The 18,477-nt window shown below is 38.5% G+C and carries 18 protein-coding genes and 1 pseudogene; 6 read left to right on the top strand and 13 right to left on the bottom strand.

The features are described 5' to 3' along the window. Positions 1-412 precede the first annotated feature (412 nt). From motB to J2Z40_RS12040, 3 genes are all read right to left on the bottom strand, one after another. Entirely contained in the window at positions 413-1,192 is a 780-nt protein-coding gene (gene motB / locus J2Z40_RS12030) for a flagellar motor protein MotB (protein WP_066391616.1), read from the bottom strand. After that, complete coding sequence (gene motA / locus J2Z40_RS12035; protein ID WP_066391614.1) at positions 1,185-1,979, bottom strand: flagellar motor stator protein MotA; 795 nt, start codon at positions 1,977-1,979, stop codon at positions 1,185-1,187. Before motA ends, motB begins: the two co-directional genes overlap by 8 nt. A gap of 184 nt (positions 1,980-2,163) precedes the next feature. Then, a complete protein-coding gene (locus J2Z40_RS12040) occupies positions 2,164-2,379 on the bottom strand; it encodes a hypothetical protein (RefSeq protein WP_066391611.1) in 216 nt (71 codons plus the stop codon). A 318-nt stretch (positions 2,380-2,697) separates the two neighbouring features. Here J2Z40_RS12040 and J2Z40_RS12045 point away from each other — a divergent pair, with 318 nt between their 5' ends. Beyond that, on the top strand, positions 2,698-2,865 hold the full coding sequence (locus tag J2Z40_RS12045; RefSeq protein ID WP_162840468.1) for a hypothetical protein: 168 nt from the start codon (positions 2,698-2,700) through the stop codon (positions 2,863-2,865). Positions 2,866-2,975: 110 nt separating this feature from the next. Here J2Z40_RS12045 and hutH read toward each other — a convergent pair whose 3' ends face one another. The 4 genes from hutH to J2Z40_RS20010 form a co-directional block, all read right to left on the bottom strand. Continuing rightward, entirely contained in the window at positions 2,976-4,469 is a 1,494-nt protein-coding gene (gene hutH, locus J2Z40_RS12050; RefSeq protein ID WP_066391608.1) for a histidine ammonia-lyase, read from the bottom strand. A gap of 257 nt (positions 4,470-4,726) precedes the next feature. Beyond that, complete coding sequence (locus J2Z40_RS12055) at positions 4,727-6,916, bottom strand: DNA topoisomerase III (protein WP_066391605.1); 2,190 nt, start codon at positions 6,914-6,916, stop codon at positions 4,727-4,729. A 7-nt stretch (positions 6,917-6,923) separates the two neighbouring features. After that, a complete protein-coding gene (locus tag J2Z40_RS12060) occupies positions 6,924-7,148 on the bottom strand; it encodes a hypothetical protein (RefSeq protein ID WP_066391604.1) in 225 nt (74 codons plus the stop codon). A 112-nt stretch (positions 7,149-7,260) separates the two neighbouring features. Continuing rightward, the gene (locus J2Z40_RS20010; protein ID WP_281064476.1) at positions 7,261-7,395 is read right to left on the bottom strand and encodes a hypothetical protein; all 135 of its coding nucleotides are present in this window, start codon (positions 7,393-7,395) and stop codon (positions 7,261-7,263) included. A 122-nt stretch (positions 7,396-7,517) separates the two neighbouring features. Between J2Z40_RS20010 and J2Z40_RS12065 the strand changes: the two genes are divergently transcribed. Further along, entirely contained in the window at positions 7,518-8,798 is a 1,281-nt protein-coding gene (locus J2Z40_RS12065) for an MDR family MFS transporter (RefSeq protein ID WP_066391603.1), read from the top strand. Between the two features lie 97 nt (positions 8,799-8,895). After that, the gene (locus J2Z40_RS12070) at positions 8,896-10,128 is read left to right on the top strand and encodes an aminopeptidase (protein ID WP_066391602.1); all 1,233 of its coding nucleotides are present in this window, start codon (positions 8,896-8,898) and stop codon (positions 10,126-10,128) included. A gap of 45 nt (positions 10,129-10,173) precedes the next feature. Here the strand turns inward: J2Z40_RS12070 and J2Z40_RS12075 are convergent, their stop codons facing one another. The 3 genes from J2Z40_RS12075 to J2Z40_RS12085 all read right to left on the bottom strand — a co-directional run bounded on the left by J2Z40_RS12075 (position 10,174) and on the right by J2Z40_RS12085 (position 13,263). After that, entirely contained in the window at positions 10,174-11,316 is a 1,143-nt protein-coding gene (locus tag J2Z40_RS12075; RefSeq protein ID WP_066391600.1) for a DUF4309 domain-containing protein, read from the bottom strand. A 199-nt stretch (positions 11,317-11,515) separates the two neighbouring features. Then, entirely contained in the window at positions 11,516-12,964 is a 1,449-nt protein-coding gene (panF, locus tag J2Z40_RS12080) for a sodium/pantothenate symporter (RefSeq protein ID WP_066391598.1), read from the bottom strand. Next, positions 12,961-13,263: a DUF997 family protein gene (locus J2Z40_RS12085; RefSeq protein WP_066391596.1), complete on the bottom strand. Its 303-nt coding sequence runs from the start codon at positions 13,261-13,263 to the stop codon at positions 12,961-12,963. Before J2Z40_RS12085 ends, panF begins: the two co-directional genes overlap by 4 nt. A 226-nt stretch (positions 13,264-13,489) precedes the next feature. Here J2Z40_RS12085 and mscL point away from each other — a divergent pair, with 226 nt between their 5' ends. From mscL to J2Z40_RS12100, 3 genes and pseudogenes are all read left to right on the top strand, one after another. Then, complete coding sequence (mscL, locus tag J2Z40_RS12090; RefSeq protein WP_066391593.1) at positions 13,490-13,864, top strand: large conductance mechanosensitive channel protein MscL; 375 nt, start codon at positions 13,490-13,492, stop codon at positions 13,862-13,864. A gap of 66 nt (positions 13,865-13,930) precedes the next feature. Then, on the top strand, positions 13,931-14,569 hold the full coding sequence (locus J2Z40_RS12095) for a Bax inhibitor-1/YccA family protein (RefSeq protein ID WP_066391591.1): 639 nt from the start codon (positions 13,931-13,933) through the stop codon (positions 14,567-14,569). A gap of 232 nt (positions 14,570-14,801) precedes the next feature. Next, positions 14,802-15,236 (top strand): annotated as a pseudogene (locus tag J2Z40_RS12100) (peroxiredoxin-like family protein); the annotation flags it as partial. Between the two features lie 28 nt (positions 15,237-15,264). Here J2Z40_RS12100 and J2Z40_RS12105 read toward each other — a convergent pair. The 3 genes from J2Z40_RS12105 to J2Z40_RS12115 form a co-directional block, all read right to left on the bottom strand. After that, a complete protein-coding gene (locus tag J2Z40_RS12105) occupies positions 15,265-15,552 on the bottom strand; it encodes a hypothetical protein (RefSeq protein WP_066391582.1) in 288 nt (95 codons plus the stop codon). A gap of 101 nt (positions 15,553-15,653) precedes the next feature. Further along, positions 15,654-16,997 (bottom strand): TldD/PmbA family protein, encoded by a 1,344-nt coding sequence (locus J2Z40_RS12110; RefSeq protein ID WP_066391580.1) that lies wholly within the window; start codon positions 16,995-16,997, stop codon positions 15,654-15,656. Then, the gene (locus tag J2Z40_RS12115) at positions 16,994-18,391 is read right to left on the bottom strand and encodes a TldD/PmbA family protein (protein WP_066391578.1); all 1,398 of its coding nucleotides are present in this window, start codon (positions 18,389-18,391) and stop codon (positions 16,994-16,996) included. Before J2Z40_RS12115 ends, J2Z40_RS12110 begins: the two co-directional genes overlap by 4 nt. Between the last annotated feature and the right edge of the window lie 86 nt (positions 18,392-18,477).

Here is an 18,477-nt window from a genome sequence, read left to right on the forward strand (position 1 = left end):
TTTAAGGGTTCTTTTTGTCAATATCTAATTATGAATTTTTTGTGAAAAATATTTGTCTTTTTTATGAACTTTAGAATATAATGTAAATAATATAAATACTGTTAAAATATTTCGAAAGGGAGAAAACCAATGACCTATATTTGGATTTTAAATTATGCCATTCCTATTGTTGCCTTTCTATCCCTCGGCATTCTGATCGATCATTTGTGTAAACCTGACAAAGTCAGCAAGCAGGAAGCTGAAGAATAACCGTTCCTTGTTCACTGCTGCTGTTTGAGCAGTTTTTTTTATGGCTTATTTTGCAAATAATTAAGGCCCCGAGCGACTTGATCATCAAAAGAAGTAGCTCCCCTCTTGAATAATTAAACAAGGGAAGCATCAGCCCATAAAAAAAAGCCAAACCTTTTTTGGTTTAGCTTTCAGTTCTTGGCAAAATTAAAATTTCTACTCTTCTATTCTTTGCTTTTCCTGCACTATTATCATTAGATGCAACAGGCTGGAATTCTCCAAATCCCTTAGCACTGAACATTCTTGGATCAAGCTCGTCATTTTTCAAAATAATTTTCATGAAATTGATTGCTCTCATTACACTTAGTTCCCAATTTGAATCAAAAGGTGCATTTCCGATTGGTACATTATCTGTATGGCCGCTGATAATAATATTCCTAGGTGGATCCATAATAAGAAGCTCTGCAATTTCATTCGCAATGTTTATATCATTTGTTCTTACATCTGCACTTCCTGATGCAAATAGCACATTATCTCTTATCGAAACCATTAATCCTTCGCCTGTTAATAAAGTATCCAGTCTTCCTGATAACTCATTTTCTTCAATATAGGCATTTACCTTATTTTGAATTGCTTTCAACTCTTCCTTATCCACTTCACTAAGCATATCCTCAGATATATTAGGCGCATTTTCATCCTTTTCCTCTGTTTCTTCTGCATCCTCTATATCCGCATTCTTTTGCCCTTCAGGCATTGGACTTTGAAATTCAAAAACACCTGTTCCACCAGTAAGTGCACTATTAAAGGCTTTGGAAATGGCTTGAAATTTTACTGCATCAACAGAGCTTGAGGCAAAAAGAACGATAAATAAAGCAAGCAATAAAGTAAGCAAATCTGAATATGGAAGGAGCCAGGATTCATCCACATGCCCCTCATCATGTTTTTTCTTTTTTCGTCTACTCATTTGCCTTCACGCTGCTTTCTTCAAGAAATTTCTTTCTTTCTCCAACAGGTAGATAGGAAGCAAGCTTTTGTTCGATCACTCGCGGTGCTTCTCCTTCCAAGACAGATAAAACACCTTCAATCATCATTAATTTCAATCTTGATTCTAACTTTGATTTCCTTTTTAACTTATTAGCAAATGGGTGCCATAGCACATACCCAGTAAAGATCCCTAACAAAGTAGCAACGAATGCAGCACTAATTGCATGTCCTAGCGCATCTGTGTCACTCATATCACCTAATGCAGCAATTAAACCTACAACAGCTCCCAATACTCCTAATGTAGGGGCATAGGTACCTGCTTGAGTAAATATTAATGCTCCAGCAGAATGTCTTTCTTCCATTGCATCGATTTCTTCATTTAACACATCTCGTATGTAGTCAGCACTTTGACCATCTACAGCTAATGACAATCCATTTTTAAGAAATGGATCATCTATTTCAGTTGTTTTCGCTTCTAATGCTAGTAAGCCTTCTTTTCGGGCTAATTGAGCCCATTCTGAAATTAATTGAATTAAATCTGTCGGATTCATTTGCTTTTTTTCTTTAAAAATAACACCAAATAACTTAGGTACGCGCTTAATTTCACTTGTTGGGAAGGCAATAATAACAGTAGCTGCTGTACCAAGAAGGATGATCAGAATTGCAGCAGGATTCGCTAAAGCGACTATCGGTACCCCTTTTAATACCATCCCGACGAATACTGCAATGAATCCTAAAATTAAGCCAATTATCGATGTTTTATCCATATACGTCTCACCCATCTCTTTAATCTTTATATTTTATTGAACCATTACTATTTTCATAGATTAAGGACTCTCTATTCTTATTTCGACAAAATTTGCTTAAGCTTTAGGTCAATTTACATTTTTTATTCTAAGAGCTATAGAAAAGGCAGAACAGGAATTCCCTGCTCTGCCTTTTTTTAAGAAACTACCACCAACAACATCTTCTGCGTCTTCTACAATTATCCTCTGCTCCACCTACATTATTGTTTCTACATCTTCCGTTATCTTCTGCGCCTGCAACATTTCCATTTCTGCGATCATTCTCACCTAGAACAATGACTTGATTTGCTCGGATAATCACTTGGTCAACACCAAATACTCGTCCATTATTGTTGTGATTGCTGTTACAACAGTTTGACATCTTTCCCCCTCCTTTCCCTCTCAGGTTACTATAGAATATGTATGAATTTTTTTTTCGAATGGACAAACTGGCAGGAAAAAAACACATTTGTTAAAAAACTGATATTTTAGCGATGGACAACATGGTTCTAGATTGCTATTTACTTCAACCTTGATGTTGGTTGGTACAATTTGATTTATGATCGAGTCAACTGGACCATTTTTGTGAGTTTTAGCCAATAACAATAAGCTTGAGAAAGAACCATAACGAAAGAAGGTTTGTACATAGGTTTTTACAAATGGGGGAAAATAGTTGAAGGAAAAGAAAAGGAGGGTTCAAATGGCTCGTGGAGAACATTTCAATCACAAAAAGAAAAATCATCCAGGGGAGTTCCCTGAAAATGCGAAAGTGAATATGCGTGCATCAACTGAAGCTCAGGAAGATGAGGAATTTCTTGTTGTTCAAGAAGCTTTTAAAAACCGTGTCGAGGAAGAGGAAACTAGATGAATATCGTATTCCATTAAGTGATATACGGTAAGTGAAACTCCTAGAAAGTAATCGTTTGTAAAGAGGTGTCCAAAAGGCGAAATACAACCTTTCGGACACCCTCTTCTGATTTATAGAGAAGTGATTTCAAAGCCTTTAAGCCAAGTAGAACAAGCCGCAATGTCTGTAGAAAAAATACGGTCCTTTTTAATCGAAGGAATAATTTTTCTTGCCTCTTCATAAAAATGCTTTGTTTTATCAGCCATTTTTTCAATGCCTCTATATTCTACCGCCTGAAGCGCACAAATCAGCTCAATCGCAAGGACATGATTCACATTTTGAATGATTTGATACGCATGTCTTGAACCGATTGTTCCCATACTCACATGATCCTCTTGGTTCGCGGAGGAAGGAATCGAATCTACACTTGCTGGATGTGCCAATGTTTTGTTTTCTGACACAAGCGATGCCGCTGCATACTGAAGAATCATTGCACCTGATTGAAGACCCGGTTCTGGACTTAAAAATGGCGGCAAGTCACTTAACTGTGGATTAACAAGACGTTCAATTCTTCGCTCGGAAATGTTAGCAAGCTCTGCAACCGCAATTTTCATAAAATCCATTGCTAGGGCAATCGGCTGTCCATGGAAATTTCCGCCAGATATTACATGATCACCATCATCAAAAATGAGCGGGTTATCAGTTGCTGCATTCATTTCGATTTCTAGCTTTTCTTTTACATAGTCAAGTGCTTGCCAAGAAGCCCCGTGTACTTGCGGAATACAGCGAATAGAGTAAGCATCCTGAACACGGATCTCTCCTTGCTTTGTAATTAAAGCACTGCCTGATAAATATTCACGAATTCTTCTTGCCGTATCAACCTGCTGCTTGTAACCCCTTGCCAAATGGATCTTCTCATCAAAAGCATCAATAATGCCATTCAAGCCTTCCATTGTGACTGCTGCAATGAGCTCACTTTGATAGGCAAGCTTCTCTGCTTCGAGATAGGCGACTACTCCCATTGCAGTCATCGCTTGGGTCCCATTAATTAAGGCCAGTCCTTCTTTTGCTTCTAATGTGAGCGGTGTCAATCCTTCTTCTAAAAGAACTTCATGTGAAGGCTTTCTTTCACCGTTGTAAAATACTTCTCCCTCACCTACTAATACGAGTGCAAGATGAGAAAGCGGCGCCAAATCCCCACTGGCACCTAATGAGCCTTGCTGTGGAATGACTGGATGAATTTTTTTATTAACTAAATCAAGTAGGCGCTCAATAATGACTGGTCGCGCACCTGAAAAACCTTTCAGCAGCGCATTTGCTCGTAAAAGAACCATTGCACGTGAAACAAACTCAGGAAAAGGCTCGCCCACACCACAAGCATGGGATCGAATCAGATTAAGCTGTAGATCATTCACATCATCCGCTTGAATAAGGACATCACTGAACTTGCCAAATCCTGTATTAATTCCATAAACAATTCTCTCTTCATTTACGATTCTCTTTACAGCATCATGACTCTTTCTAACTTTAGCTAGGCTTTCCTCAGATGCAGTAACCTCTTCATTATCGAATAATACCTTTCGTATGTCCTCTAAAGTGAGTGTGTTTCCAGATAAAATAACCATTTCCTTCCTCCTCATTCCATTAGTGAGATAAAGAAAAGGCTGTACTTCAAACAAGCGTTTGAAGTACAGCCTTTTTGTATGAACGAGCTATCAATTGAGCAGTCATAGCAATCATTCCAATCAGAAATTTTCCGAATATAATTAATTTTACGTTTAAAACAGATTAGTTGTCAATGATGAAATGTAAAATTTTAACAAGATAGATAATTAAATTATTAGCGAGGTAAAGCGTTTAAGACATACCTCTAATCCCTTTTTCAATCAAATTTTAATCCCTTCAACGCTTCTGCTAATGCATTATTGATTGGTTCTTCTTGTTTGTTTTGCTCTTTTAAATATTTTTGGACTGTACGTTTATCCACTTTTCCCTTTGATTCTTTTTTACGACGTGCTTCAAAAGCAGACAGTTTTTCGCGATGTCCACATGTACATACGAAAATTTGACCGTCTCCTTCTCCACGGAGTTCAAGCTTCTTCTTACATTGAGGACAGCGCGCATTCGTCACACGTGCAACATTTTTACGATGGCCGCACTCCCGATCCTGGCACACGAGCATTTTCCCTTTTTTGCCGTTCACTTCAAGCATTGGTTTCCCACAATCTGGGCAGCTCTTTGTTGAAATGTTGTCATGCTTATATTTTTTATTACTCGCTTTAATCTCAGAAACAATTTCTTTCGTATATCTTTTCATCTCACCAATAAAGACTTCCTTTTTTAGCTTGCCCGCTGCGATCGCTTCAAGCTTCTGTTCCCATTCAGCAGTTAGACTTGGTGATCTTAACTCCTCAGGCACTAAATCTAATAATTGCTTGCCTTTAGAAGTAATATGAATATCTTTGCCTCGTTTTTCAATGAGGAATGAATTGAAAAGCTTATCAATAATATCTGCTCTTGTAGCAACAGTGCCTAATCCACCCGTTGATTTTAAAGTGTCAGCTAATTTTTTATCCTTTGTTTCCATATACTTCGTTGGATTTTCCATTGCTGAAAGCAATGTTGCCTCATTAAAGCGTGCAGGCGGCTTCGTTTGACCTGATGTTTGTGCAATCAGTTTAACCGTTAGTGTATCCCCTTTTTCAATGCGGGGCAGGATCTGTTCTTTCAATTCATCCGTTGCCTCGTCCTCTTCAAAACGATTTTCATATACTTCCTTCCAGCCGAGCGATATGATCGTTTTTCCTCGAGCAGCGAAATACTCTTCACCGATTTTTGCACGGAGGGTTAATTGTTCGTACTCAAAGGCTGGGAACAATACAGCTAAAAATCGTTTAACAACTAAGTCATAAATTTTTCGTTCTTTATCTGTGAAGGCTGAGATGTTTACATAGCTTTCTGTTGGAATGATTGCATGGTGATCGGATACTTTGCTATCGTCAACAAAGGCTTTTGATGCTTTTATTGGTTTGTTAGCAATTTTATTCGCTAACGGACGATATTCTCCAACACCACATGCTTTCAAGCGTTCAGAAAGTGTTCCAACAATGTCAGCAGAAATATAACGTGAATCTGTTCGTGGATACGTTAACACTTTATGCTGCTCATACAGCTTTTGCATGATGTTTAATGTTTCCTTTGCGGAATAACCGAAAATTTTATTCGCATCACGCTGCAATTCTGTTAAGTCATAAAGACCCGGTGCATAAGACTTCTTCGGCTTTTTCTCCATTTCCGTCACAATCGCATTTTTGTTGCCTAGCTTTTTAACAATCGAATCCATTTTTTCTTTATCAAAGCTTCTGCTATTCCCTTTTGCATCTTGCCAAGTGAGCTTTAATTTATCAGCTGTCTGCGCCTCAATGCCATAATAAGTTTGTGCTTTGAAGTTTCTAATTTCATCCTCACGTGCAGCAATCATTGCAACAGTAGGTGTTTGTACACGGCCACAGTTTAACTGGGCATTGAATCTTGTCGTTAATGCACGAGTAGCGTTTAAGCCGATATACCAATCCGCTTCTGAGCGTGCAACAGCCGATGCATATAAATTGTCATATGCTTTGCCTGGCTTTAAATTAGCAAAGCCTGCTTTAATCGCTTTATCGGTAACAGAAGAGATCCATAAACGCTTCATCGGTTTATTTACTTTTACTTTGTCAATAATCCAGCGAGCAACTAGTTCACCTTCTCTCCCAGCATCTGTCGCTACGATTATTTCATTTACATCCTTTCTCATCAGCTGAGTTTTAACTGCTTGAAACTGTTTGCCCGTTTGCTTGATCACCGTTAATTTCAAACGTTCAGGCAGCATTGGCAAATCTTCTAAATTCCATTGTTTATATTTCACATCGTAACTTTCCGGGTCAGCAAGTGTAACTAGATGTCCAAGCGCCCACGTAACGATATATTTATCCCCTTCAATACATCCATTTCCTTTTTTATTACAATTCAGCACACGTGCAATATCACGTGCAACTGAAGGCTTTTCTGCGATTACTATGCTTTTTGCCATCACTAAATCATCCTTTTCTTATTTTTCGTATGTTAAATATAGCATACCCTGGATTTTTTGAGGATTTTCTAGATTTATTCGGAGTGCTTACTGGTTTATTCGCCGTGATCACTGCTTTATTCGCCGTGATCACTGTTTTATTCGCCATGCTCACTGCTTTATTCGCCGTGCTCACTGCTTTATTCGCCGTGCTCACTGTTTTATTCGCCATGCTCACTGTTTTATTCGCCATGCACTGTTTTATTCGCCGTGCTCACTGTTTATTCGCCATGCTCACTGTTTTATTCGCCGTGTTCACTGTTTTATTCGCCATGCTCACTGTTTTATTCGCCATGCCCACTGTTTTATTCGCCATGCACTGTTTTATTCGCCGTGCTCACTGTTTTATTTGCCATACTCACTGCTTTATTCGACATGCTCACTGCTTTATTCGACATGCCCACTGCTTTATTCGCCGTGATCACTGCTTTATTCGCCATGCACTATTATATTGAACAAACTAGCAAAAACAAACTCTTTCAATTTGTAAAGATTTCCTTGTTTCCGCTTACTTCCAGTAGGATGATAACTTTATTCAAAAAAAGAAAATTGAGGAAACAGCATGAGAATTAGAGATTGGGATTCAAATTTAAAGGTTCGATTGTTTGGGGAATCCGCTTTAAATATTGCCTTTTGGATGTTCTTTCCGTTTTTAACCATTTATTTCGCTGGTGAGTTTGGCAAGGATAAAGCAGGGCTGATGCTCGTCTTTTCACAGGTATTTTCTGTTTTAGCAAACCTCATGGGCGGATATTTTGCTGATCGATTCGGTCGGAAAACGATGATGGTTCTAGCCTCTTTTGGTCAAGGGATCTGTTATCTTGTTTTTGCCTTAGCGAGTTCTCCTTGGGTTGACTCTCCATGGATTGGGTTTATTTGCTTCGCACTTGTAAGTGTATTTAGTTCTCTTTATTGGCCTGCCAGTCAGGCGATGGTAGCTGATGTCGTGGAGGAAAAGGATCGCAGCCATGTGTTTGCTATTTTCTATACATCTATTAATATAGCTGTTGTCGTTGGGCCCATTTTAGGAGCGATTTTTTATGCAGATTACCGCTTTTATTTATTACTAATAGCTGGAATTATCTGCATGGTGTTATCTGGGCTACTTGCAAAAATGACGCGTGAAACCGTGCCAGTACAGACAGGTATTTCTCAAGGAAATAAGAAGTGGCATACCGTTTTAATTGGGCAAATGAAAGATTATGGTGTTATTTTTCGAGATAAAACATTTTTGCTCTTTATTATCGCAGGTGTATTAGCTGCACAAACTTTTATGCAGCTCGACCTTTTGCTTCCTGTTTATATGAAGGAATTTGTTCATAACCAGACGTTATTTCAATTTGGTGATTGGTCCTTTACTGTTCAAGGAGAGCAAGCCTTTGGTATTCTGCTTTCTGAAAATGGTTTCCTTGTTGCCTTGTTTACCGTTGCCGTAACAAAAATAATGATGAAGTACAAGGAAAGAAATGTGTTTATTCTATCTTCCCTCATGTATGCGGCAGCGATATTTATGATTGGTCAAACGAATTGGATTTGGGGATTAATCTTCGCGATGGCCATCTTTACGCTCGGTGAATTGATTGTAACAGGCATTCAGCAAAGCTTCGTTTCGAAGATTGCCCCCAACCATATGCGTGGACAATACTTTGCAGCTGCTAGCCTTCGGTTTACAATTGGAAAAACAATCGCACCGCTATCCATTCCATTAACCGTCTGGATAGGATATGACTGGACATTCATTATTTTAGCTGTACTCGCTGTCTTAAGTGCCTTTTTATACTGGCTCATGTTTGCAATCACTGAAAAGCCTAACAGCCTAAAGTTGAAAAAGGAATCCGCATAGGATTCTTTTTTTATGCCCCCAAAAATGATTCAAAGTTTCTTTTTCAGAGCAAAAACGCTACAATGTAAAGGAAGATTCTGAAAAAGGAGACTACATAATGAGTGAATTTCAAAAAAACTTAGAAAAATACGCTGAGCTTGCGGTAAAAGTTGGGGTAAATGTTCAAAAAGGGCAAATACTTGTCATTAACACAACACTTGATTCAGCTGAATTTGTCCGTCTAGTTGTAAAAAATGCTTACGAAGTTGGGGCACATAATGTCATTGTTAACTGGAGCGATGATGTTGTTTCCCGTACAAAATACGAGCTTGCACCTGATGAGGCATTCAATGAATACCCAGAATGGCGAGCAAAGGAAGTAGAAGAGCTTGCTAAGGATGGCGCAGCATTCATGTCTGTTGTTTCTGCAAGCCCTGACTTATTTAAAGGCATCCAATCAGAGCGTATTGCTAATTTCCAAAAAGCTGCTGGCAAAGCACTGATGAACTATCGAAAAATGATGATGGCCGATAAAGTCAGCTGGACAGTTGTTGCAGCCCCTTCTCCTGCATGGGCTGACATGGTTTTCCCTGATGCTCCAGAAGAAACAAGAGTACAAATGCTTTGGGATGCCATTTTTAAAGCTACACGTTCAGATGTAGAAAATCCTGTTGATGCATGGAAGAAGCATGATGAAACACTCCATGAAAAAGTAGATTATTTAAACAACAAAAGATATAAAAAGCTTCACTATACAGCACCTGGTACTGATTTAACAATTGAACTTCCTGAAAAGCATTTATGGTGTGGGGCGGGAAGTATTAATGAAAAAGGCCACGAATTTATGGCGAATATGCCGACAGAAGAAGTGTTCACTGTTCCATTAAGAACAGGTGTGAATGGAACCGTGTCAAGCACGAAGCCTTTAAGCTATGGGGGCAACATCATTGACAACTTCACAATCACATTTGAAAATGGCCGCATTGTTCATGTAAAAGCAGAAGAAGGCGAAGAAATCCTTAAGCAGCTTGTTGAAACAGATGAAGGTTCACATTATCTAGGAGAAGTGGCGCTTGTTCCATTCAACTCGCCAATCTCCCAGTCAAACCTTCTATTCTACAATACTTTATTTGACGAGAATGCTTCAAATCACCTGGCTATTGGCAGTGCATATGCATTCTGTCTAGAAGGCGGCAAGCAAATGTCTAGCGATGAACTGAAGGAACATGGGTTAAACGAGAGCTTAACACATGTAGACTTCATGATTGGCTCAGCTGAAATGGATATTGACGGCATTACTGCTGACGGCACTTCTGAACCTGTTTTCCGTAATGGAGATTGGGCGTTCTAAACATTTTTCACGCAGAAGAATCATGCGGAATTTCTCCGCATGATTTTATTTTTTTCTTAAATAAATGCTTTCAACACTTTCATCTGGATTGATCATCAATTCAACCCTATATTTATCTGCTTGATAAATAACACGCTTTCCATCTTTTCCATTTACTTCTTCTGCTGGTTCTCCAAATAATTTCTTTATATTCTCTAAATTTGTTTTCATCCGTTCTCCAGGAATTGATACGGCATTAACGATTCCTGTCGCATCATCAAAATAATACGTAATATCAGGGTACATCACATAGGTTGTGCCTTCTTCAAGAAATTTCGAATCTGACTTTTTAATATTTGCAATATTCGTTCCAATCGGATATGGACTTCCTAAAGGGATCCCTTGCTTCGCTTTGTCAATTACATCACTGCTAAGTTCTAAATTTTGAAAGGGGAAAAAGTATTCCTTCTTTTCATTCCAGAGATTAAACCAGTTTTCTCCCTCATTGCCTTTCACCACTGTTTCATCATGCTTAATGAAAGTCATTGATTCCTTATCAAATTTCCACGTTGTAAACATCCACTCTTTCTCTCCATATAAATGAACAGACTGAATGAATTTTTGATTGATGGCTTTTATTTCCTTACCGATGATTGGCAATATTTGCTCATTCATCGGTATGTTTTTTATTTCCCCACTATCAATGCCATAAAAATAAGGCTTGGATGATGAATTGATCATCGTTAAGACTGTTTCTCCGCCGATATTAATTGGATATACCTGGGTTGACGAAGCATTAAAGGTAAGTTCCCCAAGCCCTTCCATCACCTCTTGTTTATAAGCGAATGGTGCATCCTTTTCTGCAAGAAACATTGTATAATGGCCAGTATATAATTGATCTCCTTTATTCCCATCCGTGCTATTTTCATTGCTTAATCGATTTTGCTCATCAGGAGCGAAAAGAAAGATCACGTACTCCTGTTCATCGGCAATCGCCGCAAATTGATATAATGCTTTCTCTTTCAGCCATGTCAAATCTATCTTTTCTTTTCCGTCTGTTCTAATTGTCAAATAATTTTCAGTTTGTGACTGTTTATCTATTTTAATATTTTGATTTTCTATTTTAATAGTCGTCGTTTCTATTTCATTCGCACAAGCAGTTAAGCCAGTTAACATGCATAATGAGGCGATATAAATGAATTTTTTCATTGGAAATCTCCCTAGTATGTGAATCACTCTGTTAAGAGTTTAACAAAAGAAAAAGATTTCTACAAATCTCTTAATATTACAAAAGTGATTAGAAAAGCGGAAGTGCCTTGTTTAGCCTCAGGCTTTATCATTGTAATTATAAAGTGATTTAAAAAATGCAAAATCAAATTGATTTTGCATTCTCGTTCCTTTATCTACATTAAGAGGAAAAACTCATATCCCCCACCTGTTTTCTACTGGATATCAAGCTTACTATAATAAACGCGATAAATGATAGGACAATTGGAAGGGTAACTGTATGCATGCCAAATGGGTCTGGAAAGTATAGATGAATGATCATATAAGAGCTAATTCCAACAACCATTGAAGCAATTGCACCAAACTTATTTCCTCTCTGCCAATAAAGCCCAAGGACAACTGGCCAGATAAATGCGGCCTCTAACCCGCCAAAGGAAAACAAATTTAACCAAATAAGCAAATCGGGTGGACTTAAGGCCATCATGAAGACAAGAATCCCTAATATTGTTGTAACTCCAAAGCTCATTTTTTTGATGATTCCTTCACTCGCATCTGGCTTTACGTAATTAATATAGACATCTTTTACGACGGCTGAACTAACTAAAAGCAAGAGAGAATCTACTGTCGACATAATTGCTGCCATCGGAGCTGCTAAAACAATACCTGCAAGCCACGGGGGCAATACTTCTAAGGCGATTAGCGGCATGACTGTGTCCCCTACCTCAATCCCAGGCAAAATCGGACGGGCAAATACGCCAATTAAATGCATACCTAGCATAATAAAGCCTACAACAATCGTTCCTATAATAATGGCTCGATGCATCGCCTTTGAGTTTTTATAAGACATTGCACGAATGGTTACTTGTGGGAGACCAACAACTCCAACTCCGACTAAAATCCAAAACGAAGATACATATAGTGGAGTGAGCTCTCTTTCATAGCCATAAGGAGTAATTAAATTGGGGTTTTCTGCAGCCAAATCAGCCATAATCGCTGGAATTCCCCCACCAGCTATAATCACCGCAATTAACAGAATAAGTGTGCCGATAAACATAATTGCTCCTTGCACAGCATCTGTTAATGCAACCGCTCGAAATCCACCAATAACAACATAAAACATAACTGAAACGGCAAAAATAAATAATGAAGAAAGATAACTCATGCCTGTCAATGATTCAATTAATCTAGCCCCGCCTACCCATTGAGCAGCCATAGCTGAAAATAGAAAAACAATAATACTAAAAGCGGATAGCAATACGACCCATTTACTTTTATATCTTCCCTTTAAAAAGTCAATCAATGTCACAGCTTGATATTTTCTAGCCATGATCGCAAATTTCTTCCCAAGTATCATTAGCACAAAATAGCCTGTTACTACTTGTGACATTGCAAGCAGCACCCAACCTAGCCCCTTCGTGTAAGCCACACCAGGTCCACCAATAAAGCTGCTTGCACTTCCGTATGTCGCCATCATCGTCATTGCTAATATAAAGCCGCCAAGTTCCCTTCCTCCTAGGAAATATTCTTGAAGAAAAGAATTAGATGCATTCATTTTTTTACTAGCCCAAAGACCTATAATAAAAATAATCACTAAAAAAAGAAATAAAGGGGTTACGACCTGCCAGTTCATTTCAGTTCACCCTCTTCCTCTATTCCTTCCTCATCAAAGGAAACCTCTTTAAAAAACAGCTTAACCATAATAATAACAAGCACAACCATTACGACAAAGCCAACGACACAACTATAAAAAAACCATGCAGGCATTCCCCAAACATATTGATAGTTTTCTACTGATTCTGAACCGAGTGGACCGTAAGCAAATCCAAACCACCATATAAAATTAAATAGAACAAGGCCTACGCCAATCCATGCTTCCTTTTCAGCAATTAGAAATCGAGGGTCCTTTGCCTTTTTGTTCGTTTTACTCATCACAACCTCCAATAATTCATTTCTTCCTTTTATCTTCTCCCACTCCCTTCCTTTTTCCTCCGTTTATTATAAAATAAGGCTGTTTTCGTCACTATTGCTTCTCATAAAGTAAGGCCGATTTTTTCCTTTTTTAGAACAGAACCTAAAATAATCCTTTATTAACTAGTTTTTCACATCCTTATCATAGTATAATAAACGATAATTTTATACGAGAAAGGTGTAGTATATGTGGAATGAATTTAAAAAGTTTGCACTAAAAGGAAATGTATTGGATCTTGCAGTCGGTGTCATTATCGGAGCTGCCTTTGGTAAAATTGTCTCCTCCCTTGTCGATGATATTATTATGCCGTTAGTTGGATTGCTTGTTGGTGGGGTTGATTTTAGCGAGTTAGCAATCACAGTTGGGGAAGCAAAGGTTAAATATGGTTTATTTATCCAAACCGTTGTTGACTTCCTTATTATCGCTTTCTCCATCTTTATTTTTATAAGAATAATTAATAAACGATTTAAGAAGAAAACGGAAGAAGCACCTGCCGCACCAGTCGTAGATAAAAAAGAAGAACTATTAACCGAAATAAGAGATTTATTAAAGGGTCAATAATATTTGAAACCTTATGAGAAGACAAACGTATAAAAGATAAGAAAACTTTTTAAGGGGAAAAACAATATGTATGCTCAACAAACGACTAATCACTATATGCCATCTGTTCTTAGAACATTTGCAATCTCTTTAGGGATTGCATTCGCAGGTACAATGACAGGTGTTTTTATTCCACCTGCTATGTTCTTGCCGCTCATTATTCTTGAAATTGGAATGCTCGTATTTGCATTCATTCTTCGCCGTAAAAAAGCGATGTCCTATTCATTCCTGTTTGCCTTTACATTTATCTCAGGAATAACGACTTATCCGATTGTTTCACATTACTTAGCAACAATTGGACCAAACCCAGTATTACTGGCACTAGCTACAACAACTACAGTATTTACAGGACTTGCCATTTACGCTTCAACGACTAAGCGCGATTTATCCTTCTTAGGCGGGATGCTAATGGCTGCATTATTTGCATTAATCGCCATTTCAATCTTTAGCCTATTTTGGCCATTAAGCTCAACTGGAATGCTTGCGTTCTCTTTCATTGGTGTGCTTGTATTCAGCGGATATGTCCTATATGATTTTAACCGTATGAAGCATTATGGGGTGTCAGCTGAAGAGGTGCCTTTAATGGCCCTTAACCTTTATTTGGATTTCATCAATTTATTCATTAATATCTTACGTATTTTTGGAATTCTTGGAAGCAGGGACTAAGCAGGAGATCAACTCCTGCTTTTTTTGTTCCTTGCATTGCCTGAGTTTGATTTCTTTATTGTTTTTAACGTTCTGGATATAATATAGAAACCTCATATAAAAGGTGGGATACACATTGAATTTTCTTTTAGAAACACAGGAGACTGATAAGAACGTTTCACTGCAAACTGTTATTAATCATCAATACACAATGGTTGTTTTTGTCCGCCATCTCGGTTGACCTGTTTGCAGGCACTATCTTACGCAGTTGCGTGAGCGAATCGATGAAATAACTGAAAAGGGATTCCAGGTTGTTGTGATTGCTCCTTCCAAAGGATCATTTATCAAAATGTTCCTTCACGAATTTGGTCCGTTTCCTTTCCCGATTCTGGGGGATCCAGCTAGAGAAGCGTATAAAGGAATGGGGCATAAAACGATGCCAAAATGGAAGCTGCTGGCAAAAGCTGGTTTTGGCTTTATTACAGGCAAAGTAAAAGGATTCATCCCAACTGATCAAAAGCAAAAGGAATTTGTTATGAAATCCATGAAAACTCAAGATGTTTACATACAAGGCGGCACCTGGTTGTTTTCTCCAAAAGGAAAGATGCTCTGGAACCATATTGATGAATCACCAGAAGATCATGCGAAATTGGATGATGTACTAGTGAAAATGGGGCAATTTAAATAGAAAAACGGGTAAAAAGTTATCATGCTTTTTACCCGTTTTTTTGAATTTCTCGATACTTATGTATAAATTGATCAGGTATCTTATGGACACGATAGGAAAATAAGCCGCGAGCGGTATGAAGATAAAAAAAGCCATATTCAGAGCTAGACGCCCTGTAGGAAACATCCCAAATTTCTTCAAGTGTGAAATCATCTGTATGGGAAATAATTTTATCCTCCAATAGAAGCAGCTTTTCTTCACTTTCTATAAAAAGCTGTTCATTCCACTCAATCGAACGTGACACAACCATATAAGGAAGGGAAGCAATAATTTCCACAATGAACCTCCCACTTTATTTTCTTAATCCATTGAAACACAAATGATACTTAGGAACAAATTAAAGGCATACCACTTCATCGTAATATGCCCTTTATCAACCTATTCCACAGTCACAGCCAATTCTTTAATCAACAACGATGGCGAACCAACATTAGACATTGAAAACTCTAGGTCAGAACCAGTCGCTTTAATATTTTTTAATAACTCAAAGAAGTTTCCGGCAATTGTCATTTGCTTCACTGTCTTTTGAATTTTTCCATCCTTCACTAAAAAGCCGTTAGCTGCTAGTGAGAAGTCACCTGATACCGTGTCTGCACCTGAGTGCAAGCCAGCTAAATCTGTAATAACAATGCCTTCATCCATCATCGCTACAAGCTCTTCAAAGCTTTGATTTGACGGTTCCACATATAAATTTGTAGGTGATACCGTTAAGCTGCCTTTATAGGATCCTTTATATGCATTGCCCGTTGACTCGACACCTGCTTTCCCAGCTGTTTTTCGATTATGAAGAAGGGTGACAAGCTTGCCATCCTGTACAATTGTCTTTTTCATTGTAGCGACACCCTCACTGTCAAAGCTTCTACTTAATAGCCCTTCTTCTAAAAAGGGGTTATCAATCAATTGCAAGGATGAAGCAGCAATCATTTCTCCTTCCTTCCCACTTAACAGCGATCTTCCCATTTGGGCATTCTCAGCGGAAAAAATCTCTGAAAATGTTTCAAAAAGATCTCCCGCTGCATCATTACGCAATAATACAGGATAATGCTTACTTTCTGCTGTCTGTGCATTCAGCTTCGCAAGTGCTTCCTCCACTGCATACTTGGCAATTTCCTTCGGGACAAAGGCAGAAAAATCCTTGGTTGCCTTCGCATAAGCCCCTGTTTTTGTTTCATCGCCTTGCTTCACTACAACAGAAATAAACATTCCAATATAATTCTGCCTCTCATCAAGTGATAGTCCTTTAGTATTCATGAGGGATCTCGTCGATTCTGCGCTTTCTAGAATAAAATAATTTGTCCCTGTTACTCGATCATCATAAGCATAAATATGCTTTTCAATTTCTTTTAGGAGCTCTATTTTTTCAGGAACAGTTACTTTTGCGAGTTCAGTAGAATAATAGTTTCCTTCTTGATACGTCTTGCTGCCTTCGAAAATATCTTCCTGAATTTCAGCTTCAATAAATTGCGCATTTTCCTTCGCATTTTCAACAAGATATAGTAAGGAAGATTCATCTAAATTCTCTGTAAAGGCATACCCCATTTTCCCATCGTATAGCCCACGAAATGAACCCCCAGCAATTTCAGACGTTTCATAAGTATCAATTTCACCCTTAAATAGTCCACATTTAAATTTTTCTTTGCGCTCAAAATAGAACTCCATATCTGTAAAGCCATGCTGTTCACCGATTTCAAATAGCTTTTCCTGGAATTGTTGAATATTCATTCTACATTCGCCTCCTTGCTTCCGCCCACAGTCATTTCACTGACACGAATCATCGGCTGACCGACATTAACAGGAATGCTTCCACTTAAAGAGCCGCACATGCCCGCACCATGCGCTAAATTATTTCCTACCATATCGACAAGCTTGATCGTTTCAGGACCATTCCCAACAAGGGTTGCTCCTTTTAGCGGTTTGCCTATTTTTCCATCCTTGACAAGATAAGCCTCCATTACTGCAAAGTTATAATCCCCTGTCGCTGGATTGACGGAACCTCCACCCATATATTTTGCATAGATGCCATGCTCCGTATTAGAAATAATCTCCTCTCTTGTCGACTTTCCTTCTGCAATGTACGTATTCGTCATTCTTGAGGTCGGTGCAAATCGGTACGACTGTCTTCTTCCTGAACCTGTCGACTCCATGCCCATTCTGCGTCCGTTCAATTTATCAATTAAATAGCCTTTCAAGATGCCATTTTCAATTAACACATTTTTACGTGCCTTTTCCCCTTCATCATCGATTGTAATCGAGCCCCACTCATTCGCAATTGTCCCGTCATCAATGTATGTAACAACATCTGAAGCCACCTTTTCACCAATGCGATTAGCAAAAACAGAATTGTTTTTCGCAACAGCTGTTGCTTCAAGTCCATGACCGCATGCTTCATGAAAAATAACGCCACCGAATTCATTATCAATAATGACCGGGAACTTCCCACTCGGACAAGGGTCTGCCCCAAGCATTGTTACCGCAATCCTTGAAGCTTCATTTGCATAATGCTCTATGTTTAGATTCTCAAGAAACTCAAAACCCTTATGAGCACCTGGACCATAATATCCAGGCTGGATTTGCTTGCCATTAGAGGCGATCGATTGAATGACCAACCTGCTTCTCACCCTTTGATCTTCAATCCATTTCCCTTCGCTATTAGCAATCAGGACATTTTGCTCTTCATCTAAATAACGAACCATTGCCTGCTGAATGCTAGAATGATAGTTTTTGGCAATCTCATACGCCTTCTTCATCACATTCACTTTACGGATTTTCTCTGTTTCTCTTGGATTCATTGTAATTGGGTGGGCACAAGTGATAATTTCCTTTTTTAATGGCTCGGGCTGGATAGTCATTTCTCCAGAAATCGCATGGGCTGCATTTCTTGCTGCCTTTAGTAAGCCCTCTTTTGTCCCGTCCGTTGTGTAAGTGTATACACTTTGCAAGCCTTTAAATACACGAATGCCAATGCCAAAATCTCTGCCAGACAAACTATTTTCAATTTTTCCACCTTGCAGATCCAGATGATTTGTATAGCGGTCTTCTAAAAAGAGTTCCGAGAAATCTCCCCCAGTTGCTAATGCTGCTGTTAGAACATCCTCAATCACTGATTTTGCTAGCATATAACCCCTCCTTATTGATTTTCTTTTCTAACTATTCAAATTATACAATCTTATTCTTCTTTTTACTAATTAAAACAGCTCCATCT

This window comes from Cytobacillus eiseniae, assembly GCF_017874625.1.
Lineage (GTDB): Bacteria > Bacillota > Bacilli > Bacillales > Cytobacillaceae > Cytobacillus > Cytobacillus eiseniae.

Excerpts from the sequence above, each read along its gene's own strand:
- J2Z40_RS12040 (WP_066391611.1), bottom strand. The coding sequence starts at position 2,379 with ATGTCAAACTGTTGTAACAGCAATCACAACAATAATGGACGAGTATTT.
- J2Z40_RS12055 (WP_066391605.1), bottom strand. The coding sequence starts at position 6,916 with ATGGCAAAAAGCATAGTAATCGCAGAAAAGCCTTCAGTTGCACGTGAT.
- motB (WP_066391616.1), bottom strand. The coding sequence starts at position 1,192 with ATGAGTAGACGAAAAAAGAAAAAACATGATGAGGGGCATGTGGATGAA.
- hutH (WP_066391608.1), bottom strand. The coding sequence starts at position 4,469 with ATGGTTATTTTATCTGGAAACACACTCACTTTAGAGGACATACGAAAG.
- J2Z40_RS12085 (WP_066391596.1), bottom strand. The coding sequence starts at position 13,263 with ATGAGTAAAACGAACAAAAAGGCAAAGGACCCTCGATTTCTAATTGCT.
- motA (WP_066391614.1), bottom strand. The coding sequence starts at position 1,979 with ATGGATAAAACATCGATAATTGGCTTAATTTTAGGATTCATTGCAGTA.
- J2Z40_RS12115 (WP_066391578.1), bottom strand. The coding sequence starts at position 18,391 with ATGCTAGCAAAATCAGTGATTGAGGATGTTCTAACAGCAGCATTAGCA.
- J2Z40_RS12075 (WP_066391600.1), bottom strand. The coding sequence starts at position 11,316 with ATGAAAAAATTCATTTATATCGCCTCATTATGCATGTTAACTGGCTTA.
- J2Z40_RS12045 (WP_162840468.1), top strand. The coding sequence starts at position 2,698 with ATGGCTCGTGGAGAACATTTCAATCACAAAAAGAAAAATCATCCAGGG.
- J2Z40_RS12110 (WP_066391580.1), bottom strand. The coding sequence starts at position 16,997 with ATGAATATTCAACAATTCCAGGAAAAGCTATTTGAAATCGGTGAACAG.
- J2Z40_RS12065 (WP_066391603.1), top strand. The coding sequence starts at position 7,518 with ATGAGAATTAGAGATTGGGATTCAAATTTAAAGGTTCGATTGTTTGGG.
- mscL (WP_066391593.1), top strand. The coding sequence starts at position 13,490 with ATGTGGAATGAATTTAAAAAGTTTGCACTAAAAGGAAATGTATTGGAT.
- J2Z40_RS12060 (WP_066391604.1), bottom strand. The coding sequence starts at position 7,148 with ATGGCGAATAAAACAGTGAGCATGGCGAATAAAACAGTGAGCACGGCG.
- panF (WP_066391598.1), bottom strand. The coding sequence starts at position 12,964 with ATGAACTGGCAGGTCGTAACCCCTTTATTTCTTTTTTTAGTGATTATT.
- J2Z40_RS20010 (WP_281064476.1), bottom strand. The coding sequence starts at position 7,395 with ATGGCGAATAAAGCAGTGATCACGGCGAATAAAGCAGTGGGCATGTCG.
- J2Z40_RS12070 (WP_066391602.1), top strand. The coding sequence starts at position 8,896 with ATGAGTGAATTTCAAAAAAACTTAGAAAAATACGCTGAGCTTGCGGTA.
- J2Z40_RS12095 (WP_066391591.1), top strand. The coding sequence starts at position 13,931 with ATGTATGCTCAACAAACGACTAATCACTATATGCCATCTGTTCTTAGA.